The 18,667-nt window shown below is 71.9% G+C and carries 18 protein-coding genes; 12 read left to right on the forward strand and 6 right to left on the reverse strand.

Annotated elements, in window-relative coordinates:
* Positions 1 to 121 precede the first annotated feature (121 nt).
* Positions 122 to 343 (forward strand): hypothetical protein, encoded by a 222-nt coding sequence (locus ABZ948_RS34605; protein ID WP_359766373.1) that lies wholly within the window; start codon positions 122 to 124, stop codon positions 341 to 343.
* A gap of 379 nt (positions 344 to 722) precedes the next feature.
* Here the strand turns inward: ABZ948_RS34605 and ABZ948_RS34610 are convergent, their stop codons facing one another.
* Complete coding sequence (locus ABZ948_RS34610; protein WP_359766375.1) at positions 723 to 1,199, reverse strand: MarR family winged helix-turn-helix transcriptional regulator; 477 nt, start codon at positions 1,197 to 1,199, stop codon at positions 723 to 725.
* A gap of 105 nt (positions 1,200 to 1,304) precedes the next feature.
* Here ABZ948_RS34610 and ABZ948_RS34615 point away from each other — a divergent pair, with 105 nt between their 5' ends.
* From ABZ948_RS34615 to ABZ948_RS34650, 8 genes are all read left to right on the forward strand, one after another.
* Positions 1,305 to 1,700: an HGxxPAAW family protein gene (locus ABZ948_RS34615; RefSeq protein ID WP_359766377.1), complete on the forward strand. Its 396-nt coding sequence runs from the start codon at positions 1,305 to 1,307 to the stop codon at positions 1,698 to 1,700.
* Positions 1,701 to 1,776: 76 nt separating this feature from the next.
* Positions 1,777 to 2,649 carry a DUF2797 domain-containing protein gene (locus tag ABZ948_RS34620; RefSeq protein WP_359766379.1) on the forward strand — a complete coding sequence of 291 codons (873 nt, stop codon included), beginning with the start codon at positions 1,777 to 1,779 and terminating at the stop codon, positions 2,647 to 2,649.
* Positions 2,650 to 2,866: 217 nt separating this feature from the next.
* On the forward strand, positions 2,867 to 3,607 hold the full coding sequence (locus ABZ948_RS34625) for a response regulator transcription factor (RefSeq protein WP_359766381.1): 741 nt from the start codon (positions 2,867 to 2,869) through the stop codon (positions 3,605 to 3,607).
* Positions 3,604 to 5,220 carry a sensor histidine kinase gene (locus ABZ948_RS34630; protein ID WP_359766383.1) on the forward strand — a complete coding sequence of 539 codons (1,617 nt, stop codon included), beginning with the start codon at positions 3,604 to 3,606 and terminating at the stop codon, positions 5,218 to 5,220. Before ABZ948_RS34625 ends, ABZ948_RS34630 begins: the two co-directional genes overlap by 4 nt.
* Positions 5,221 to 5,234: 14 nt before the next feature.
* Positions 5,235 to 6,683 (forward strand): bifunctional glycosyltransferase family 2/GtrA family protein, encoded by a 1,449-nt coding sequence (locus ABZ948_RS34635; protein ID WP_359766385.1) that lies wholly within the window; start codon positions 5,235 to 5,237, stop codon positions 6,681 to 6,683.
* Positions 6,680 to 8,809 (forward strand): ArnT family glycosyltransferase, encoded by a 2,130-nt coding sequence (locus tag ABZ948_RS34640; protein WP_359766387.1) that lies wholly within the window; start codon positions 6,680 to 6,682, stop codon positions 8,807 to 8,809. Before ABZ948_RS34635 ends, ABZ948_RS34640 begins: the two co-directional genes overlap by 4 nt.
* 120 nt (positions 8,810 to 8,929) lie before the next feature.
* Entirely contained in the window at positions 8,930 to 10,432 is a 1,503-nt protein-coding gene (locus ABZ948_RS34645) for an MFS transporter (protein WP_435857724.1), read from the forward strand.
* Between the two features lie 144 nt (positions 10,433 to 10,576).
* The gene (locus ABZ948_RS34650; protein ID WP_359766389.1) at positions 10,577 to 11,335 is read left to right on the forward strand and encodes a TetR/AcrR family transcriptional regulator; all 759 of its coding nucleotides are present in this window, start codon (positions 10,577 to 10,579) and stop codon (positions 11,333 to 11,335) included.
* A 50-nt stretch (positions 11,336 to 11,385) separates the two neighbouring features.
* On the opposite strand, the gene ABZ948_RS34655 is transcribed toward ABZ948_RS34650, so the two are convergent.
* Positions 11,386 to 11,856, reverse strand: a complete 471-nt coding sequence (locus ABZ948_RS34655; protein WP_359766391.1) for a PPOX class F420-dependent oxidoreductase — start codon at positions 11,854 to 11,856, stop codon at positions 11,386 to 11,388.
* Between the two features lie 10 nt (positions 11,857 to 11,866).
* Positions 11,867 to 12,220 (reverse strand): STAS domain-containing protein, encoded by a 354-nt coding sequence (locus ABZ948_RS34660; RefSeq protein ID WP_435857726.1) that lies wholly within the window; start codon positions 12,218 to 12,220, stop codon positions 11,867 to 11,869.
* A 217-nt stretch (positions 12,221 to 12,437) separates the two neighbouring features.
* Here ABZ948_RS34660 and ABZ948_RS34665 point away from each other — a divergent pair, with 217 nt between their 5' ends.
* Positions 12,438 to 13,160: an ANTAR domain-containing protein gene (locus ABZ948_RS34665; RefSeq protein ID WP_359766395.1), complete on the forward strand. Its 723-nt coding sequence runs from the start codon at positions 12,438 to 12,440 to the stop codon at positions 13,158 to 13,160.
* Between the two features lie 57 nt (positions 13,161 to 13,217).
* Positions 13,218 to 13,928 carry a GAF and ANTAR domain-containing protein gene (locus tag ABZ948_RS34670; RefSeq protein WP_359766397.1) on the forward strand — a complete coding sequence of 237 codons (711 nt, stop codon included), beginning with the start codon at positions 13,218 to 13,220 and terminating at the stop codon, positions 13,926 to 13,928.
* On the opposite strand, the gene ABZ948_RS34675 is transcribed toward ABZ948_RS34670, so the two are convergent.
* The 3 genes from ABZ948_RS34675 to ABZ948_RS34685 form a co-directional block, all read right to left on the reverse strand.
* Complete coding sequence (locus ABZ948_RS34675) at positions 13,911 to 14,732, reverse strand: YceI family protein (protein ID WP_359766399.1); 822 nt, start codon at positions 14,730 to 14,732, stop codon at positions 13,911 to 13,913. The genes ABZ948_RS34670 and ABZ948_RS34675 overlap by 18 nt on opposite strands.
* Positions 14,733 to 14,818: 86 nt before the next feature.
* Positions 14,819 to 17,299: an MFS transporter gene (locus tag ABZ948_RS34680; protein WP_494487300.1), complete on the reverse strand. Its 2,481-nt coding sequence runs from the start codon at positions 17,297 to 17,299 to the stop codon at positions 14,819 to 14,821.
* 97 nt (positions 17,300 to 17,396) lie between these two features.
* The gene (locus tag ABZ948_RS34685) at positions 17,397 to 17,885 is read right to left on the reverse strand and encodes a MarR family winged helix-turn-helix transcriptional regulator (protein WP_359766402.1); all 489 of its coding nucleotides are present in this window, start codon (positions 17,883 to 17,885) and stop codon (positions 17,397 to 17,399) included.
* A gap of 215 nt (positions 17,886 to 18,100) precedes the next feature.
* On the opposite strand from ABZ948_RS34685, the gene ABZ948_RS34690 reads away from it, so the two are divergent.
* Positions 18,101 to 18,295 carry a hypothetical protein gene (locus ABZ948_RS34690; protein WP_359766404.1) on the forward strand — a complete coding sequence of 65 codons (195 nt, stop codon included), beginning with the start codon at positions 18,101 to 18,103 and terminating at the stop codon, positions 18,293 to 18,295.
* The last annotated feature ends 372 nt before the right edge of the window (positions 18,296 to 18,667 follow it).

An 18,667-nucleotide genomic window follows, 5' to 3' on the forward strand; every position in this document is an offset into this window, starting at 1 on the left:
TGCCGCAATTGCGCGAGTCGGCCGGACGGTGGTGAGGTCCTCGCCGGGCGGCTCCCTGCCGAGGGCGGCGGATGTGGACGGCCGCAGCGCGCCGGGGGCGAGTGGGCGCATACTGGGTGCGATGACAAAGCCTCCTGCGCAGAAGCGTCATTTGCCTACCAGCCCCTTCAAGGCTCCGGTCGTGCCGGCTCCCAAGCACTTCGCCGTGGGTGACCAGGTCACGCACGACATGTACGGCCTCGGCCGGGTGATCGGCATCGAGGACGGGATCGCGGCGCTCGTCGACTTCGGGTCGGCGTCCCGGCGGATCCTGAGCCCGTACGCCAAGATGACCAAGCTGTAGGACCGCTGTGCCCGGTCACGGCACATAAGGCCCCTCTCCTGGGGGGCCTGCTACGAAAGAGAGACTCCCATCGAACCGACTTCGCTGTTCTCCGCTCCGGAAGGGCAACCCAGCCGTTCCGCCGCCGCATCGCCGCCACCGGCGACGAACCCCTTCCAGGCCCCGGACTACGGGGAGGACGAGACCTTCCCGCTCGAGGACGGGGACGCCGGGGGCGCCGGGTACGCCGGGGAGCCCGCTCCGCGGCGGCGTTCGGCGCGGTCCAAGGCCGCTTAGTTCCCCGGGCGCGCACAGATCAGAAGTGAGCAGAGGCTCTGTGGATCCCTCCACGGAGCCTCTGGCATGTGCTCGCCGTCAGCACTCGGCTCGCGGTTCCGGTTCAGTCGGTGCGGCAGTGTTCTTCCAGGTAGTCGGCCGCCAGGGTGCTCGCGCGGCTGAACCAGTCGTGGAGGACCGCGATCTCGTCAGGGGTGTAGTCGGCGAAGAGTCGGGTGAGGCGGGCGTAGTACGGCTCGTAGACCTCGCGGACGCGGGCGACGGCCTCCGGCCGGGCGGCCACGCGGACCCGGCGGCGGTCGGTCGGGTCGGGGCGGCGGGTGATGTAGCCGGCGCGCTCCAGACGGTCGAGGATCCCGGTGACCGCGCCCGTGGTGACGTGGACCCGCGCGGCCAGGTCGCCGGCCGTGGGAAGGTTCTCCCCGGCCTCCAGAACGTAGGCGAAGCAGGTGAGGTCGGTCACACTCAGGCCCACCTGCTGGGCGATCTCGTGCTGTCCGACCAGGTGGGTCGCGATGAGGTGGTCCATCGCCGAGAGCGCCTGCTCCGGTGTGGCGGCCGGGCGCGGCTTCGCTTGCATTCCCAATTCCCTTAGTTCGTGAGATGTTTGGGCCATCAATGGCTTAGTGGTGAGGGGTTCGGGTGTGCTCTTGTCTTCCCGGGTCCCTGGGCGAGGGGACGGCACGTGAGCGCACATCAGTATGACCACGGGCACACGGTCGCGGGGTGGGTCGGATGCGGGATCGCCAGCGTGGGCGCCGGTGTGGCCGGGCTGGGCGTCGTCACGGTCTCGGGCCTGTTGATCGTCGGCGGGATCGCGATCGGGGTCGTGAGTCTCCTGGTCACCTGGGCGCTGCATCTCGCCGGGTGGGGGAAGGGGCCCGGCCTGCGGCCCCGGGACGAGTGGAGCTGGCGCGTGCGGGACTCGGCGGCGCCGGGTGGGCACGAGGAGTGCCTGGGGTGCCGGCTGGCCGGGCGAGGGCGGCGGGGTCCCGGGCGCTCGGCGGACCTGACCATGCCCGCCCAGCGGGACGGGGAGCAGGAGACCGCCGCTGCCGTGGGGGCCGATTCCGCGCGGTGAGGTCTGTCCTCGTCGGCTGCTCAGATACGTCTCCGGCCGCGCCCGTTGTCAGTGGTGCCCCCTACTCTCGGCAGAGATGGCACAGGCATGGAAGTGCTCGGGGCTGCGGTGGTCGGCGGACGGTCCCGTGCTGCTCTGGGACGGCGGGCGGCGCACCGCGCTGACCTGGGGGAAGCGCGTGGCCTTCGCGGTCGCGGAAGGGGGCGTGCGGACGTGTGTGGGGGCCCGGGGGCATCCGTGCCCGGCGGGGGCGGCCGTGTCGGCGCGGAGTACGGGGGCGCGGTGCGAGGAGTGTGCGCGGCTGGACCGGGCGCACTCCGTGGCGGCGGACACCCTCGCGGACGATCCGCGGCCGTACCACGTGTATCTGGCGTGGTTCGGCCCCGGCATGGTCAAGGTCGGCATCACGGCGGAGGAGCGGGGCTCCGCGCGGCTGCTCGAGCAGGGGGCCGTCTGCTTCAGCTGGCTGGGAGTCGGTCCTCTCATGGCGGCTCGGCGTACGGAGGAGCTGCTGCGGGCCGCCCTGCGCGTGCCCGACCGGATTCCGTACGCCGAGAAACGGGTGGTGCGGGCCGGGCTGCCCGCGGCTGCCGCCGACCGGGCCGCCGAGATCACCGCGCTGCACGCGCGGGCCGTGGCGCTCCCCGCCTGGCCGGAGTCGCTCGCCCGGGAGCCGCTGCGGGTCGTCGACCACGTCGACGCGTTCGGGCTCGCGGGGCTGCCCGCCGCCGTCGGGGAGGTGAGCGGGCTCGTCGCCGGGGGCGTGGTCAGCGGGGAGCTGGTCGCTGCCGCCGGGCCCGATCTGCATCTGGCGACCGGGGGCGGTGTCGTCGTGCTGGACACGCGGCTGATGACGGGGTGGGGGCTGGTCCCCGCCACCGGGGCTGAACCGACGGTTCCGGTACGGGCGTTCCGAGACGCGGCGGGGGTCCAGGACGGCTTGTTCTGACGCGGGCCGTCCGGTCGTCCGGTCGCTCCGGCCCGTCCAGCCGGTCCGTCCCAGCGGGCCCACAGCCTCCCCATCGGGCCTCACAGGAACGAACCCGGCGCTCACCACGCCGGATCCCGGTGTACCCAGGAGTTCCCTGAGAGGCGCCTGTGCGTTTCTCAGGGAAATCACAGGTTGCCGAAAGGGCGCTCTCAGAGGGCCTCGACATCGTGTTCACATGACCACGACCTCGCCCCAGGGGCGCACCGAACTGCTGAGGCCGGACGGGAGCCCCGTCCGAGTGCTTGTGGTGGACGACGAGATGTCGATCACCGAGCTGCTGTCCATGGCCCTCCGCTACGAGGGATGGCAGATCCGCAGTGCCGGAGACGGCACGGGCGCGATCCAGACCGCGCGTGACTTCCGGCCCGACGCCGTCGTCCTCGACATGATGCTGCCGGACATGGACGGGCTGACCGTGCTCGGGCGGCTGCGCCGCGAGCTGCCGGACGTGCCCGTGCTGTTCCTGACCGCCAAGGACGCCGTCGAGGACCGTATCGCCGGGCTCACGGCGGGCGGGGACGACTACGTCACCAAGCCGTTCAGCCTGGAGGAGGTCGTCGCGCGGCTGCGGGGGCTCATCCGGCGGTCGGGCGCGGCCGACCGGCGCTCCGACTCCATGCTGGTCGTCGGCGACCTCACCCTCGACGAGGACAGCCACGAGGTCAGCCGGGGCGGCGAGAACATCCACCTGACCGCGACCGAGTTCGAGCTGCTGCGGTTCCTGATGCGCAACCCCCGGCGTGTGCTGAGCAAGGCGCAGATCCTCGACCGGGTGTGGTCCTACGACTTCGGCGGGCAGGCCAACGTCGTCGAGCTGTACATCTCCTACCTGCGGCGGAAGATCGACGCCGGGCGGGAGCCGATGATCCACACGCGGCGGGGTGCCGGTTACCTGATCAAGCCGGCGGCCTCATGAGCGGGCGGCGACGGCCGAGTACGCAGCGGAGAGCGGGCAGGCTGTCGCGAGCGGGCAAGCCGCGCACGCTGCGGACCCGGCTCGTCGTCGCGTCCGTGGTGCTGATTGCCGTCGTGTGCGCGGTGATCGGGACCGTGACGACCCTCGCCCTCAGGTCCCACCTGTACGACCAGTTGGACGGGCAGCTCCACGAGGCCGCGTCCCGGGCGTCGATGAGCCCGCCCAAGGAGCCCGGCGGGGACGGGTCGGCCGACCAGCCGGCGCAGAAGAAGGAGTTCACCCTCGCCGACTTCGTCACCAGGGGCCCGCAGCCGAGCGGGACGATCGCCGCCAAGCTGGAGGGCGGCCGGATCACGGACTCCGCGCGCGGCGTGAAGTCCGAGGACAACTACCAGATGACCGCGAAGTCGCTCAGCCCCGCGCAGAGCGCCGCGCTGTCCTCCGTCCCGCAGACCGACGGAACCGTGCGGACCGTGGACCTCCCCGGCCTCGGCGAGTACCGGGTCGAGTACAAGACCGGTGACAAGGGCAGCTACTACGTCGCCGTCCCGACCACGGACGTCACCAACACCATCAACACCCTCATCCTGGTGGAGATCAGCGTCACCGGCGCCGGTCTCGCCGCCGCCGGACTCGCCGGTTCCGTGCTGGTCGGCGTAGCCACCCGCCCCCTGCGCCGAGTCGCCGCCACCGCCACCCGGGTCTCCGAACTCCCCCTGCACACCGGCGAGGTGAACCTCAGCGAGCGCGTGCCCGACTCGGAGACCGACCCGCACACCGAGGTCGGGCAGGTCGGTGCCGCGCTGAACCGGATGCTCGACCACGTCCACGGGGCGCTGCACGCACGGCAGCAGAGCGAGACACGGGTACGGCAGTTCGTCGCCGACGCCAGTCACGAGCTCAGGACGCCCCTCGCCTCCATCCGCGGCTACGCCGAACTCACCCGGCGCGGCCGGGAACAGGTCGGGCCCGACACCCGGCACGCCCTCGGCCGCATCGAGTCCGAGGCCGGCCGGATGACGCTGCTCGTGGAGGACCTGCTGCTGCTCGCCCGGCTGGACGCGGGGCGGCCGCTGCAGTTCGAGCAGACCGATCTCGTGCCGCTGGTCGTGGACACCGTCAGCGACGCCCGTGCCGCCGGCCCGGACCACAACTGGCGGCTGGACCTGCCCGACGAGCCCGCGCTCGTCTCCGCGGACGCGGCCCGGCTGCAACAGGTCCTCGTCAACCTGCTCGGCAACGCCCGCAACCACACGCCCCCCGGGACGACCGTCACCGCGCGGGTGCAGCGGCGCGGCACCTGGCTGTGCGTCGACGTCGAGGACAACGGGCAGGGCATCCCGGCCGAGTTGCTGCCGCACGTCTTCGAACGGTTCGCGCGGGGCGACTCCGCACGCTCCCGCGCCACCGGCTCGACCGGCCTCGGCCTCGCCATCGTGCAGGCCGTGGCGACCGCGCACGGCGGTGCCGTGACCGTCGACAGCGTGCCCGGGCGGACCGTGTTCACCGTGCACCTGCCCGCGCTGCCGCCCCAGCCGCAGCGGGAAATGAGCTGGCAACAGCACTCACAGGCACGCCACAGCGTCACCACATGGGCACAACAGGGCGCCTGACGAAAGTCGGTTCCATGCGAACCGACTCTTCTCCCGGCACCCTGCCGGCGCGGGAGCACCTCCCGGCCGCACCAGCCGGTACGCCTGTCCTGGACGTAGTGATCCCCGTCTACAACGAGGAGAAGGACCTCCAGCCGTGCGTCCGCAGACTGCACGAGCACCTCGCGCGGACGTTCCCGTACGCGTTCCGCATCACGATCGCGGACAACGCCTCCACGGACACCACCCCGCAGGTCGCGGCCCGGCTGGCGGCGGAGCTCCCCGAGGTCACCACCTTCCGTCTCGAACAGAAGGGCCGCGGCCGGGCCCTGCGGGCCGTCTGGTCGGCCTCCGACGCCCCCGTCCTCGCCTACATGGACGTGGACCTGTCCACCGACCTCAACGCCCTGCTCCCGCTGGTGGCGCCGCTGATCTCCGGCCACTCGGACCTCGCGATCGGCTCCCGGCTCGCCCGCAGCTCGCGCGTGGTGCGCGGCCCCAAGCGGGAGTTCATCAGCCGGGCCTACAACCTCATCCTGCGCGGCTCGCTCCAGGCCCGCTTCACCGACGCCCAGTGCGGCTTCAAGGCGATCCGCCGTGACGTCGCGCAGGTGCTGCTGCCACTCGTCGAGGACACCGGGTGGTTCTTCGACACCGAGATGCTGGTGCTCGCCGAACGGGCCGGCCTCAGGATCCACGAGGTGCCGGTCGACTGGGTCGACGACCCCGACTCGACCGTGCACATCGTCAAGACCGCTACCGACGACCTCAAGGGCGTGTGGCGGGTCGGCAGGGCCCTGGCCACCGGCTCGCTGCCGCTGGACCGGCTCACCCGGCCGTTCGGCGACGACCCGCGCGACCGCGAGATCCAGGACGTACCGAAGGGGCTGGCCCGCCAGCTCGTCGGGTTCTGCGTGGTCGGCGGCCTGTCGACCCTCTTCTACCTGCTGCTCTACAGCGGCTTCCGCGTCTTCACCGGCTCGCAGGCCGCCAACGCCCTCGCCCTGCTGGTCTCCGCGATCGCCAACACGGCGGCCAACCGCCGGCTCACCTTCGGGGTGCGGGGGCGCGGCGGGGCCGTCCGGCACCAGGCGCAGGGCCTGGTCGTCTTCGGCATCGGACTCGCCCTGACCAGCGGCTCGCTCGCCGCGCTGGGCGCGGCCACGTCCGACCCCGCGCACTCCACCGAACTGGCCGTCCTCATCGCCGCCAACCTCGCGGCGACCGTGCTGCGCTTCCTGCTCTTCCGCGCCTGGGTGTTCCCGGACCGGCGGGACGAGCAGGAGCCCCCGGCGGCCCGGGTCACGCCCGGTCCGCGCCTGGATCACGGCCCGCTCCCGCAGCGGCCGGCCGAGCGGCGGTACGCCCCGAACGACACGACCCGGTTCCGCGCCGGTGACGCCGCGGACCGCACCTGGAGGGACGCCACCGTGCAACTCCAGCCGGTACGCCCGACCGACACCGATCCGAGGAACGCCCGATGACGACGTACTACGACGAGAGAACCCGCGAGACGGACACCAGCCCCGCCGACTGGGAGCGGCCCGCGACGGCCCCTCCGCCGCCCCCCGCCTCCGAGCGGCCCTTCGCACGGCGCCTGTGGCGCGGCCGCCCCGAGGACCCCCGCTGGGCCCGCCCGGCCTTCCTCGGCCTGCTGCTCGTCACCACCGTGCTCTACCTCTACAACCTGAGCGCCTCCGGCTACGCCAACTCCTTCTACTCGGCGGCCGTCCAGGCCGGCAGCGAGTCCTGGAAGGCGTTCTTCTTCGGCTCGCTGGACTCGGCCAATGCCATCACCGTCGACAAGCCGCCGGCCGCGCTGTGGCCGATGGCCCTGTCCGTGCGGCTCCTCGGTCTCAGCTCCTGGGCGATCCTCGCCCCCGAGGTCCTCATGGGCGTCGGCACGGTGGCCGTCGTGTACGCGGCGGTGCGGCGCCGGTTCAGCCCCGCGGCCGGTCTGATCGCGGGCGCGGTGCTCGCGCTCACCCCCGTCGCGGCGCTGATGTTCCGCTTCAACAACCCGGACGCGATGCTGGCGCTGCTGATGGCCGTGGCCTGCTACTTCGTCATCCGGGGCCTGGAGGACGGCCGTACGAAGTGGCTGGTCTGGGCCGGGGTGGCCATCGGTTTCGCCTTCCTCGCCAAGACCCTCCAGGCGTTCCTGATCCTGCCCGGGCTCGCCCTGGTCTACGGCGTCTGCGCCCCCGTCTCGGTGAAGAGGCGGATCGGGCAGCTCGCCGCGGGTCTGGCGGCGATCGTCGTCTCCGGCGGCTGGTGGGTGGCGATCGTCGAGCTGTGGCCCGCGTCCTCCCGCCCGTACATCGGCGGCTCGCAGAACAACAGCTTCCTGGAACTGACCTTCGGCTACAACGGCCTGGGCCGCCTCAACGGCGAGGAGACCGGCAGCGTCGGCGGCGGTGGCGGGGGAGGCGGCGGCAACTGGGGCGAGACCGGCTGGGACCGGCTGTTCAGCTCCTCCGTCGGCGGCCAGATCTCCTGGCTGATCCCGGCCGCGCTGATCCTCCTGGTCGCCGGGCTGGTGGCCACCCGCAAGGCCCGGCGCACGTCGGTGACCCGCGGTTCGTTCCTGGTCTGGGGCGGGGCGCTGCTCACGACCATGCTGGTCTTCAGCTACATGCAGGGCATCTTCCACGAGTACTACACCGTGGCCCTCGCCCCCTACATCGCCCCGCTCGTCGGCATGGGCGCGGTGCTGCTCTGGGAGCAGCGCGGCAAGGCGTGGGCGTCGCTGACCCTGGCGTCGGCGATGACGGCGACCGCGGCCTGGGGGTACGTCCTGCTCAACCGCTCCTCCGACTACCTGCCCTGGCTGAAGTGGCTGGTGCTGGTCGGCGGTCTGACGGCGGCCCTGGGTCTGGTCTTCGCCGGGCGGCTGGGCCGTCGACTGGCCCTGGGCGCCGCGGGGCTGGGCCTCGTCGCCGCGCTGGCCGGTCCGGCGGCGTACACCCTGACCACGCTGAACGAGGGGCACACCGGCTCGATCGTCACGGCGGGCCCGGCGGTGGCCGGCGGACGCGGCGGCCCGGGCGGCGGCCCCGGCGGCGGCTTCCCGGGCGGGGGCCAGAACCAGCAAGGACAGCAGAACCAGCAAGGACAGCAAAACCAGCAGAACCAGCAGGCTCCGCAGGGCTTCCCCGGCGGCGGCATGCCGGGCCAGAACCAGCAGAACGGCGACGGCGGCCGGACGGGCGGCATGGGCGGCGGTGGCGGCATGGGCGGTCTGCTCAACGGCGCCAGCGTCAGCTCCCAGGCCAAGAAGCTGCTGGAGGCCGACGCCGACCGGTACACGTGGGCCGCGGCGGCCATCGGCGCCCAGAACGCGGCGAGTTACCAGCTGTCCACCGGCGAGCCGGTGATGGCCATCGGCGGCTTCAACGGCACCGACCCGTCCCCGACCCTGGCCCAGTTCAAGCAGTACGTGGCCGACGGGAAGATCCACTATTTCATCGCCTCCGGCACCGGCGGTGGCATGGGCGGCAGCAGCGACGGCACCTCCTCCCAGATCACCTCCTGGGTCGAGGCCAACTTCGAGAAGGTCACGGTCGGTTCGTCGACCTTCTACGACCTCACGCAGAAGGCGAGCGACTGAGCGATCCCGACCGGGAGAAGGGCGGTGGCCGAGAGCCACCGCCCTTCTCCGCTATTCGGTTATTCGGTTATTCGGTTATTCGGTTGTACAGCGTATGGGAATCATTCTACGGTGTACAGCATGACGACGACTCCCCAGGAACAGGGCCAGGACCACTCCCCACCCCAGGCTCAGGGCCACCCCCAACGCTGGCTGATCCTCGGGGTCATCTGCCTCGCCCAGCTCACCGTGCTGCTGGACAACACGATCCTGAACGTGGCGATCCCCTCGCTCACGCGCGAGATGGACGCCACGACCGCCGACGTCCAGTGGATGATGAACGCCTACTCGCTGGTGCAGTCCGGCCTGCTGCTCACCGCGGGCAACGCCGCCGACCGCTACGGCCGCAAGCTGCTGCTGATGTCGGGCCTGGCGATCTTCGGAGTCGGCTCGCTGGCGGCGGGCCTGTCCCAGAGCCCCGCCCAGCTGATCGCGGCCCGTGCGGGCATGGGCGTCGGCGGCGCGCTGCTGATGACCACGATCCTCGCCGTCGTCGTGCAGATCTTCGACGACAAGGAGCGGGTCAAGGCCATCGCGCTGTGGTCGACGGTCAGTTCGCTCGGTTTCGCGGCCGGGCCGCTGATCGGCGGGGTGATGCTGAACCACTTCTGGTGGGGCGCGATCTTCCTGATCAACATCCCGGTGGCGGTGCTGGGCCTGGTCGCGGTCGCCGCGCTCGTGCCGGAGTCCAAGCACAAGGCGGGCGACCGGCCCGACCTGGTCGGCGCGGTGCTGTCGACCATCGGCATGACGGCCGTGGTGTACGCGATCATCACCGGCCCCGAGCACGGCTGGACCTCCGCGCAGGTGCTGGTCTCCGCGCTGATCGGCGTGGCCGTCCTGGGCCTCTTCGTGATGTGGGAGCTGCGGACCGAGCACCCGATGCTCGACATGCACTTCTTCCGCAACCAGAAGTTCGTGGGCGCGGTCGCGGGCGCGATCCTCGTGGCGTTCGGCATGACGGGTTCGCTGTTCCTGCTCACGCAGCACCTGCAGTTCGTGCTCGGCTACGAGCCGCTGGACGCGGGTCTGCGGACCGCTCCGCTGGCGTTGACCGTCGTGGCGCTGAACTTCACCGGGATCGGGGCGAAGCTGGTGCTGAAGGCCGGGACGCCGACGGCCATCGCGCTCGGCATGGCCCTGGTGTCCGCGGGGCTCGCGGCGATCGCGCTGCTCGGGGGCCACGGGTACGGCGGGATGCTGCTCGGGCTGGTCGTGATGGGGGCGGGTGTGGCCCTGTCCATGCCGGCGATGGCCAACGCGATCATGAGCGCGATACCGCCGGAGAAGGCGGGTGTGGGTGCCGGGATCAACGGCACGCTCGCGGAGTTCGGGAACGGGCTGGGGGTGGCTGTTCTCGGGGCGGTCCTCAACTCGCGGTTCGCGTCGCTGGTCGCCGTCTCGGCGGCGTCGTTGCCGACGGCGCTGGCCGCGGCTGACGGCGCGGAGGAGAAGGCGCGTATCTCCGACGCGTTCGCCTCCGGGCTGGAGACGAGTCAGTTGGTGGGGGCGGTGGCTGTGCTGGCGGGGGGTTTGGTAGCGGCTGCTTTGTTGAGGCGGGCCGAGCGGGCAGAGTCCGCCTAAGGGCTCGGGCGGCTGGGTAGTGGGCGGCTGCGGGAGCGTTCGGGCTGGTCGCGCCCACGCGGCGGAGCCGCACATCTGCGCGGCCCGCGCCCCCAGGAAGCGCGTCTAGCATGAGCGGCATAGCAAGATTGAGGAAGGTGCGCCATGGCGAAGGCGTCCGAGAAGGCCGCGCGGACCAGCGTCTGGCTGGAAGGCAAGGCGCACCGGCGGCGCGGCGGGGGGCAGCCCTCGGGGCTGGACCGGGGGCGGATCATCGAGGCCACCGTGCGGCTGCTGGACGCCGAGGGGCTGGCCAGGTTCTCGATGCGGCGGCTCGCCGGAGAGCTGAACGTGACCGCGATGTCCGTCTACTGGTACGTCGACACCAAGGACGACCTCCTCGAACTCGCCCTGGACCAGGTCATGGGCGAGATGCGGCTGCCCGACCCGGACGCCGACGAGGACTGGCGCGACCAGGTGCGGGCCCTGGCCCGGGAGTACCGGGCGCTGCTGGTGCGGCACCCCTGGGTGTCGGCGCTGGTCGGCGTCTTCCTCAACATCGGCCCCCACAACCTGGCGTTCTCGCGGGTCGTCCAGCGCGTCGTCCGCAGGACCGGGCTGCCGGCGAAACGCCTGACGAGCACGATCTCGGCGGTCTTCCAGTTCGTCTACGGCTACGGGACGCTGGAGGGTCACCTCGCCATCCGGGCCGCGGCCGCCGGCCTGACCGTGGACGAGTACTTCCAGCAGTCGCTGAGCACGGTGACGGAGGCCCCGCAGGCCGCCGAGGTCCTCCAGGAGTCGCAGGAGATCATGGCGGCGCGCGGCGGCGACACCGTCGCCGAGATGCTGGAGCGCGACTTCGAGTTCGCGCTGGAGCTGCTCGTCGCCGGCATCGAGGCGATGGTCGCCCGGGAGGAATGAGCCCCTCGGGACGGGGCGCCCGGGAGGGATGAGCCCCGGGGGGGAGCCGGTTACTCCCCCTCGGCCAGCCGTGCCGGGAACCCGCCCGTCGCCACCGGGCCCCACCGCTCCGGCGTGATCCGGATGATGGACTTGCCCTGCTTGACCATGGCCGCGCGGTACTCGTCCCAGTCGGGGTGCTCCCCGGCGATGTTCCGGTAGTACTCGACGAGCGGTTCGACGGAGTCGGGACTGTCGACGACCTCGGCCGTGCCGTCGATCTGGACCCAGGGGCCGTTCCAGTCGTCGCTGAGGACGATCAGGCTCACCCGGGGGTCGCGCTTGGCGTTGCGGGTCTTGGCGCGCTCCGGGTAGGTGGAGACGACGATCCGGCCGGAGTCGTCCACCCCGCAGGTCAGCGGGGAGCCCTGGGGACCGCCGTCGGCCCGCCGGGTCAGCAGGATCGCGTGGTGCCGGGGCCGGACGAAGTCGAGCAACTCGTCCAGCGAGACGCGGGTGTTCGTAGCGATGTTCGGTGCCATGTGCGGCAGCCTACGACGCCAGCGCCTCGGCGAGGTTGTCGTACACGGGGACGTCCCGGCGCAGCCCGGTCAGCTCCAGGACGCGGCTCGCGACACCGTCGGGCCGGGCCACCAGGCGCACCCGTGCCTCGGGACGCAGCCGGTGCCGTATGTCGTTGATGAGGCGGACGCCCTGGGAGTCCATGAAGGAGGTGCCGGTGAGGTCCAGGACGAGCACCTCCAGGCGGTCGCCCCGGGCCTCGACCGCGGACACGACGAGCGGAAACAGCTCTTCGGCGTTGCAGAAGTCGATCTCGGCGGGCATGGCGAGATGGACGCGACCGGGCAGGTCGCGCGATTCGGTGGGATTCGGGAGGAAAGTCACGGAGCTCACCTGGCAGACGTTCGTCCGGATTCCGGTAAGGCCGCTTCCTGACCCGTGGAGCCCATTCCACCACGGCCCGGGGTGGTCGCGAAAGCGCCTGGCCCGGCCGTCGGCCGGACGTCACTTCGAGGCAACCGAGCAGTTAGAGTGCTGTCCGTCCTGTGCTCGCAGTCGGGAATGTGCTGCGGAGCTCTCCTGCGCATGGTCATGGCCGTGCATGCCGAAGAGGTTCGTGGTGGCTGCGTCCGAGTTTCCTGATTTGCCCCGTTTTCCGGTCGGCTTCGAGCTGGCCGAGGCCCTCACGGTGGCTTCTCGGCAACTCCACGAGACCCTCACCCCGCACAGCACCCTGCGCACGGCCGTCCGGCTCGCCGTCCACCTCATGCCCGGGGCCGAGCACGCCGGCGTCTCCGAGATCGAGCGCGGCAACAAGCTGCGCACCCTCGCCTGGACCGACGAGGTCGTGCGCTCCGCCGAGGCCCGGCACGAGGGCCGCGACCAGCCCGGGCACTGGGAGCAGCTGTGGCACAGCCCCGTGGCGCGGATAGCGGACAGCGAGTCCGACGAGGGCTGGGACGTGCTGTCGGCCCTGGGACTGCGCTCGGCGCTGTCGCTGCGGCTGCGCGCCGACCGCCGCCGGCTGACCGTGCTCACGGCCTACGCGCGCAAGCCGGGCGCCTTCGACGAGGACGCGACGCGCATCGGCCGGCTGTTCACCGCGCACGTCAGCTTCGCCCTGGAGTCCGCGACCGTGCGCGAGCAGCTCACCGAGGCCATGCGCACCCGGGACCTGATCGGCCAGGCCACCGGCATCCTCATGGAACGCCAGGGCATCGACGCGGCCGCGGCCTTCGAGAGCCTGGTGCGCGCCTCCCAGCGCGAGAACGTGAAACTGCGCGATCTGGCCCGCCGTATCGTCGGCGCTCACAACTCCACGTGAGGGCATGTGAGTTGCGGCGGGGGCGTTAAGGGACGCCGACGGGATACCCGTACGGTCATGAGCTCCGAGACGTCCGACACGCTGGACCAGGCGATGGTGCGCAGCAGCGGTCTCGACACCCTGCTGCGCGACCTGACCGACCGCGCGGTGCAGGAGGTGCCCGGCGCCGCCGCGTGCAGCATCACGGTGCGCCGTGCGGACCGGCTGCTCACCCTGGCCGGCAGCGAGGGCCTGCCGAGCGGCCTGGATTTGAGGCAGTACGAGAACGGCTCCGGCCCCTGCGTCGAGGCCGCCGAGACCGGCACCGAACAGTACGCCCCGGACCTGGCCGTGGAGTCCCGCTGGCCGTCGTACACGGGCTACGCGCTGTCCACGGGCGTCCGTTGCGTGCTGGCGGTGCCGATCGCCGTCGAGGGCGAGACCGGCGCCGCGATCAACTTCTACGGGGAGCGGGCCGGGGTGCTGGGCACGGGCCGGGACGCGGCCCGTGCCTTCGCGGCCCGGGCGGGGGACGCGATCAGTGTGGCGCTGCGCATCGAGCGGCGCCGCCAGTCGGCGGCCGACGTGCGCACCGCGCTGCTCTCCCGCAGCGTCATCGACCAGGCGATCGGCATCCTCATGGCCCGGGAGCGGATCGACGCGCGCCTCGCGCTGGAACGGCTGCGCCGGGTCTCGCAGGACCGGAACGTCAAACTCCGGGACCTGTGCAGCCAATTGGTGGCGAGAGTCTCCCGGCCGGCAGACCCCGCCTCACGCCGCCGGGAGTGACTCGCCCTGCACGGCCTGGATGTCCAGCTCCACCTTGAGCGTGGTGCCGACGGCGGCGATGCCCGCCTGGAGGACCTGGTTGTAGTTCATCGCGAAGTCCTCGCGGTGCAGTTCGGTCGTGGCGCGGAAGGCCGCGCGGGTGCCGCCCCAGGGGTCCGGGCCGGTGCCGAGGTAGGCCAGGTCCAGGTCGACCGGCCGTACGACGCCGTGCATGCCCAGTTCGCCGTGGACGGTCCACCGGTCCGACCCGGTCGCCGTCAGCCCCGTGGACCGGTAGGTGATCTCGGGGAACCGCTCGACGTCGAGGAAGTCCGGCGACTTCAGGTGCCCGTCGCGCATGCCGTTGCCGGTGTCGATGGACGCGGCCCGGATCACCGCCTCCACCCGGGACTTGGTGACGTCGTCCGGGGCGATCTCGATCGAGCCGGAGAACTCCGTGAACCGGCCGTGCACGCTGGAGATGCCCAGGTGCTGCGCCACGGCGGCCACGCTGGAGTGCACCGGGTCGACGGTCCACGGCCCGGGCGGCGGCAGCTCGGTGCCGCCCTGCCGGGCCAGCGTCACCGTGCCGACCTCGGCCCGCCCGCTCGCCGTGACGATCACGCTGGAGGCCGCGGGCGCGTACCCGACGGCCGTGACGATGACCGTGTACGCCCCCGGCTCCAGCGGCGTCACGTCCCGTACGGCGCCCTCCGCGTCGGCCTCGGCGCGCAGCACCTGCGCACCCGTCATGTCCGCCACCGTGACGACCGCGTGCGACACGGCCCATCCGTCCCGGGTGCGGATCCTCGCGGTCAGTCCCATCAGGTAACTCCTCAGAAAGAGACCGGCCCGCGGCAGGGGCGCACCTCCGCTCAGAGCGCGCCCACCGCCACGGGCCGGGGTCCGTACTACTCGCCGGGGTGGGCGAGTTCGATGTCGTGGCCGTCGGTGCCGCGGCCCGTGACCGTCAGGGCGGTGGCCACCGGCGGGTAGCCCGTCGCGATGACGGTGTACTCGCCGCCGTCCAGGTCGGTGAAGGCGTACGCCCCGTCCGTGCCGGTCGTGGCCGAGCCGACGACGTTGCCGGCCTGGTCGAGCAGCGTCACCCGGGCGTCGGCCAGCGGGCCGTGCGGGGCGCGGACGACACCCTGGACGCGGGCGCCCGAGCCCAGGTCGATCTCGACCCGGGTGACCCCGGCGCCGCCCACCTCGACGGGCAGGGCGCGCGGCCGGTATCCGGCGGCGTTCACCGCGACGGTCACCGCCCCCGGCACCAGCTCGGCGAAGGAGAACTCGCCCTGCTCACCGGTGGCCTGGGTGGCCAGCAGGTCCCCGCGCACGTCCGTCACGATGACCATGGCGTCCTTGACCGGCTGCCCGCTCTCCGCGGCCCGCACCAGGCCGGTCAGCCCGCTGGTGCCGCTGAGCAGGATGTCGTAGGAGACCGGCTCGCCGTTCACCACGACCGTGGAGGCCTGCGGCTGGAAGCCGTCGGCGGAGGCGATCAGGACGTACGACCCGGAGGCCGGGGCGTCCAGCACGTAGGAGCCGTCGGCCTGCGCCACGGACCGGCCCAGCTGACGCCCGGCCAGCGAGATCAGCGTGACGGCGGCCTGCGGCACGGGCGCGGACTCGTTGCCGCGGACGAAACCGCGGACCGGCACACCGCCCCCGGCGGAGCCGGGCTCCTCGCCCCGGGCCATCGTGGCGACGGCGGCGAGCCGCTGCGTGCCCTCGGGCCCGGTGCCGCCGGCGCCCTCGGTCTCCGCCACGGCCCAGCTCGGCACGGCCCGCTCCCCGGCGGGAGCCCCGGCGGGAGCCTCGGCGGAAGCGGAAGCCACGGCCGGAGTCTCGGCGGGTGCGTCCGCGTCCGCGGCCTGCGCCAGCGCGCCCTTCGTCTTCAACGGGACCTCCTTGATGAACAGCGCCACGAGCAGGGCGAGCAGCGCCAGCGGGGCCGAGTAGAGGAACACGTCCGCGACACCGTGGCCGTAGGCGCTCTCCACGACGGTGCGGATCGGCGCGGGCATCGCGCCGAGGTCGGGGATGTTGCCCTCGCCCGTGCCGGCGTGACCGAGGGCCGCGCCCTTGGGACCGAGGTCGGCGAGGCCGTCCTTGACGTAGTCGGTGATCTTGTTGGCCAGGACCGCGCCCAGGGCGGAGACGCCCACGGCACCGCCGAGGGACCGGAAGAAGGTCACCGTGGAGCTGGCGGCACCGAGATCACCCGGCTCCACCTGGTTCTGCGTGCAGAGCACCAGGTTCTGCATCATCATGCCGATGCCGAGACCCAGCAGCGCCATGAAGATCGCTATGTGCCAGTACTCGGTGTCGTAGCGGATCGTGCCCAGCAGTCCGAGACCGGCCGTCACCAGCACACCGCCGCCGAGCAGCCAGCCCTTCCAGCGCCCGGTCCGGGTGATGATCTGGCCGGAGACGGTGGAGGAGACGAACAGGCCCGCGATCATCGGGATCGTCATGACGCCGGACATCGTCGGCGACTTGTCCCGGGCCAGCTGGAAGTACTGGCTGAAGAAGACGGTCCCCGCGAACATCGCGACCCCGACGAACAGCGAGGCCAGCGACGCCAGCGTGATGGTGCGGTTGCGGAACAGCCGCAGCGGGATGATCGGCTCGCTCGCCTTGGACTCGACCAGGACGAACAGCGCCAGCAGCACCACGGAACCGCCGACCATCGCGTACGTCTGCCAGGAGAGCCAGTCGTACTTGTCACCGGCGAAGGTGACCCAGATGAGCAGCAGGCAGACGGCCGCGGTGATGAAGAAGGCACCGCCCCAGTCGACCTTTACCTTCCGCTTCACCACGGGCAGGTGCAGGGTCTTCTGCAGCACGATCAGGGCGATCACGGCGAAGGGCACGCCGACGTAGAAGCACCAGCGCCAGCCGAGCCAGTCGGTGTCGGTGATGACACCGCCGACCAGCGGGCCGCCGACCATCGCCGTGGCGAAGACGGCGCCCAGGTAGCCGTTGTACCGGCCGCGCTCACGCGGCGAGATCATCGCCGCCATGATGATCTGGGCCAGCGCGGACAGACCGCCCATGCCGATGCCCTGGACGGCCCGGAACGTGATCAGCGTGGCCGGGTTCTGCGACATGCCGGCCGCGGCCGAACCGGCCACGTAGATCACCAGCGCCAGCTGCACGAGCAGCTTCTTGGAGAACAGGTCGGCGAGCTTGCCCCACAGCGGGGTGGACGCCGTCATCGCGAGGAGCGCGGCGGTGACGACCCAGGTGTAGGCGCTCTGGCCGCCGCCGAGGTCGCTGATGATGCGGGGCAGGGCGTTGGAGACGATCGTCGACGACAGGATCGCGACGAACATGCCGAGCAGCAGCCCGGTGAGGGCCTCCATGATCTGCCGGTGTGTCATCGGAGCGCCGTCGCCGGAGGAGCCGTGGGAGCCTCCCCCGTGCTTGGCATGAGCCCGCACACCGGCTGGTGTGGTCGTTGCCATGGGCTTCCTTTTCTTACGTGCTTGCGGGTGTACGGGTGGTCTGTTCGAAGGCGGGCGGTGCCGCCCGGGCCGCGGGCCGGGCGTCGAAGCTCTCCCTCAGCCGCGCCATCAGGGACGTGAGCTGGCCGACCTCCTCGTCGGTCCAGTCGCTCAGGCGCTCGGCGAGGACCTCGGTGGTCCGCCGGGACAGCTCGTCGAGCTGGGCGTGACCCGCGGGGGTGAGGCGCAGGATGCGGGAGCGCTTGTCCCCGGGGTCGGGGGAGCGTTCGATCCAGCCCCGGGCCACGACGTGCGCGACATGGCGGCTGGTGACCGACATGTCCACCGCGAGCAGCTCGGCGAGCTTGCTCATGCGCATGTCGCCGTGGCGGCCCAGCAGCGTCAGTACGGCCGCCGACCCGCCGGGGCACTCGGCCGGCATGATCCTGCCGAGCTCCCGCTTCACGGCGCCGAAGGCACTGAACTGGCGGACCAGCTCCTCGTACTGCGCCCTCTCGGCCATGACACCTCCGCTTTCGTTGCTTAGGGCAACCATGGCATCTGTTGGTTGCTGAAGGCAAATAAAAAGGGAGGGTGCGGTAACAAAAACTTGGCAAAGGCAAGTATTGCGGCAGTAAATGTGCAGGTGGTGAGCCTGGCGGTACGGGTCGCGCCAGGACAAACGGAAGGCCAACCCCCACTTGGGGAGCCCCGGCGTTTTCGCTAGGGTCTCGGGCCATGGCGAACAACCAGGCCCCCCAGGGCAATCACGACCCTGCCGGCAGCACCCAGATGTTCCGCGCGTTCGTCGACGAGGCGCCGCAGGGGCGGCAGGCCGCGGCGACCAGTGGCGGTCCGCGGATCGGTCTCATCGTCGGCGTCGTGGTCGCGGTGGCGATCGTCGCGGCGGTGGCTTGGCTGGCGCTGTCGTAACTCGTACGGCGGGTTCACGGGCAACGGCGCTGCTGTGCGGTTCGTTGCCCGGTGCCGGCGTTTGCGCTGAGGCGGGGTGGGTCCGCAGCCCGGCGTAGCGGGGTGCCGCTTCTTTGGGACGGGTGCCGCCCTTAGCGGCACGATTGCCCGCAGCTAAGCGGGACGGGCCGGCCCGCAGCCAGGCGGCGGGCCCCGCGGCGACAGGTCTGCGGCGGCAGCCACGACGCGCCCGCACCCGCCAGACGGCGCAAGGGGACGTGTCGGGGGGTGTCCGCCCGCAGCGGTTGGCGCGTCAACGCCAGTCAGTCGGTAAAAGGGTCAATCGCGCCGTTCCGAGGACGGACACACCCCGGCGGGGCGCCCCCCCCCGCC

This window comes from Streptomyces olindensis, assembly GCF_040645895.1.
Classification (GTDB): domain Bacteria; phylum Actinomycetota; class Actinomycetes; order Streptomycetales; family Streptomycetaceae; genus Streptomyces; species Streptomyces olindensis.

What these genes read in the sequence shown, in the direction of transcription:
- ABZ948_RS34605 (WP_359766373.1), top strand. Translation starts at nt 122, where the DNA reads ATGACAAAGCCTCCTGCGCAGAAGCGTCATTTGCCTACCAGCCCCTTC.
- ABZ948_RS34610 (WP_359766375.1), bottom strand. Translation starts at nt 1,199, where the DNA reads ATGCAAGCGAAGCCGCGCCCGGCCGCCACACCGGAGCAGGCGCTCTCG.
- ABZ948_RS34620 (WP_359766379.1), top strand. Translation starts at nt 1,777, where the DNA reads ATGGCACAGGCATGGAAGTGCTCGGGGCTGCGGTGGTCGGCGGACGGT.
- ABZ948_RS34625 (WP_359766381.1), top strand. Translation starts at nt 2,867, where the DNA reads ATGACCACGACCTCGCCCCAGGGGCGCACCGAACTGCTGAGGCCGGAC.
- ABZ948_RS34630 (WP_359766383.1), top strand. Translation starts at nt 3,604, where the DNA reads ATGAGCGGGCGGCGACGGCCGAGTACGCAGCGGAGAGCGGGCAGGCTG.
- ABZ948_RS34635 (WP_359766385.1), top strand. Translation starts at nt 5,235, where the DNA reads ATGCGAACCGACTCTTCTCCCGGCACCCTGCCGGCGCGGGAGCACCTC.
- ABZ948_RS34640 (WP_359766387.1), top strand. Translation starts at nt 6,680, where the DNA reads ATGACGACGTACTACGACGAGAGAACCCGCGAGACGGACACCAGCCCC.
- ABZ948_RS34645 (WP_435857724.1), top strand. Translation starts at nt 8,930, where the DNA reads ATGACGACGACTCCCCAGGAACAGGGCCAGGACCACTCCCCACCCCAG.
- ABZ948_RS34650 (WP_359766389.1), top strand. Translation starts at nt 10,577, where the DNA reads ATGGCGAAGGCGTCCGAGAAGGCCGCGCGGACCAGCGTCTGGCTGGAA.
- ABZ948_RS34655 (WP_359766391.1), bottom strand. Translation starts at nt 11,856, where the DNA reads ATGGCACCGAACATCGCTACGAACACCCGCGTCTCGCTGGACGAGTTG.
- ABZ948_RS34665 (WP_359766395.1), top strand. Translation starts at nt 12,438, where the DNA reads ATGCCGAAGAGGTTCGTGGTGGCTGCGTCCGAGTTTCCTGATTTGCCC.
- ABZ948_RS34670 (WP_359766397.1), top strand. Translation starts at nt 13,218, where the DNA reads ATGAGCTCCGAGACGTCCGACACGCTGGACCAGGCGATGGTGCGCAGC.
- ABZ948_RS34675 (WP_359766399.1), bottom strand. Translation starts at nt 14,732, where the DNA reads ATGGGACTGACCGCGAGGATCCGCACCCGGGACGGATGGGCCGTGTCG.
- ABZ948_RS34680 (WP_494487300.1), bottom strand. Translation starts at nt 17,299, where the DNA reads ATGACACACCGGCAGATCATGGAGGCCCTCACCGGGCTGCTGCTCGGC.
- ABZ948_RS34685 (WP_359766402.1), bottom strand. Translation starts at nt 17,885, where the DNA reads ATGGCCGAGAGGGCGCAGTACGAGGAGCTGGTCCGCCAGTTCAGTGCC.
- ABZ948_RS34690 (WP_359766404.1), top strand. Translation starts at nt 18,101, where the DNA reads ATGGCGAACAACCAGGCCCCCCAGGGCAATCACGACCCTGCCGGCAGC.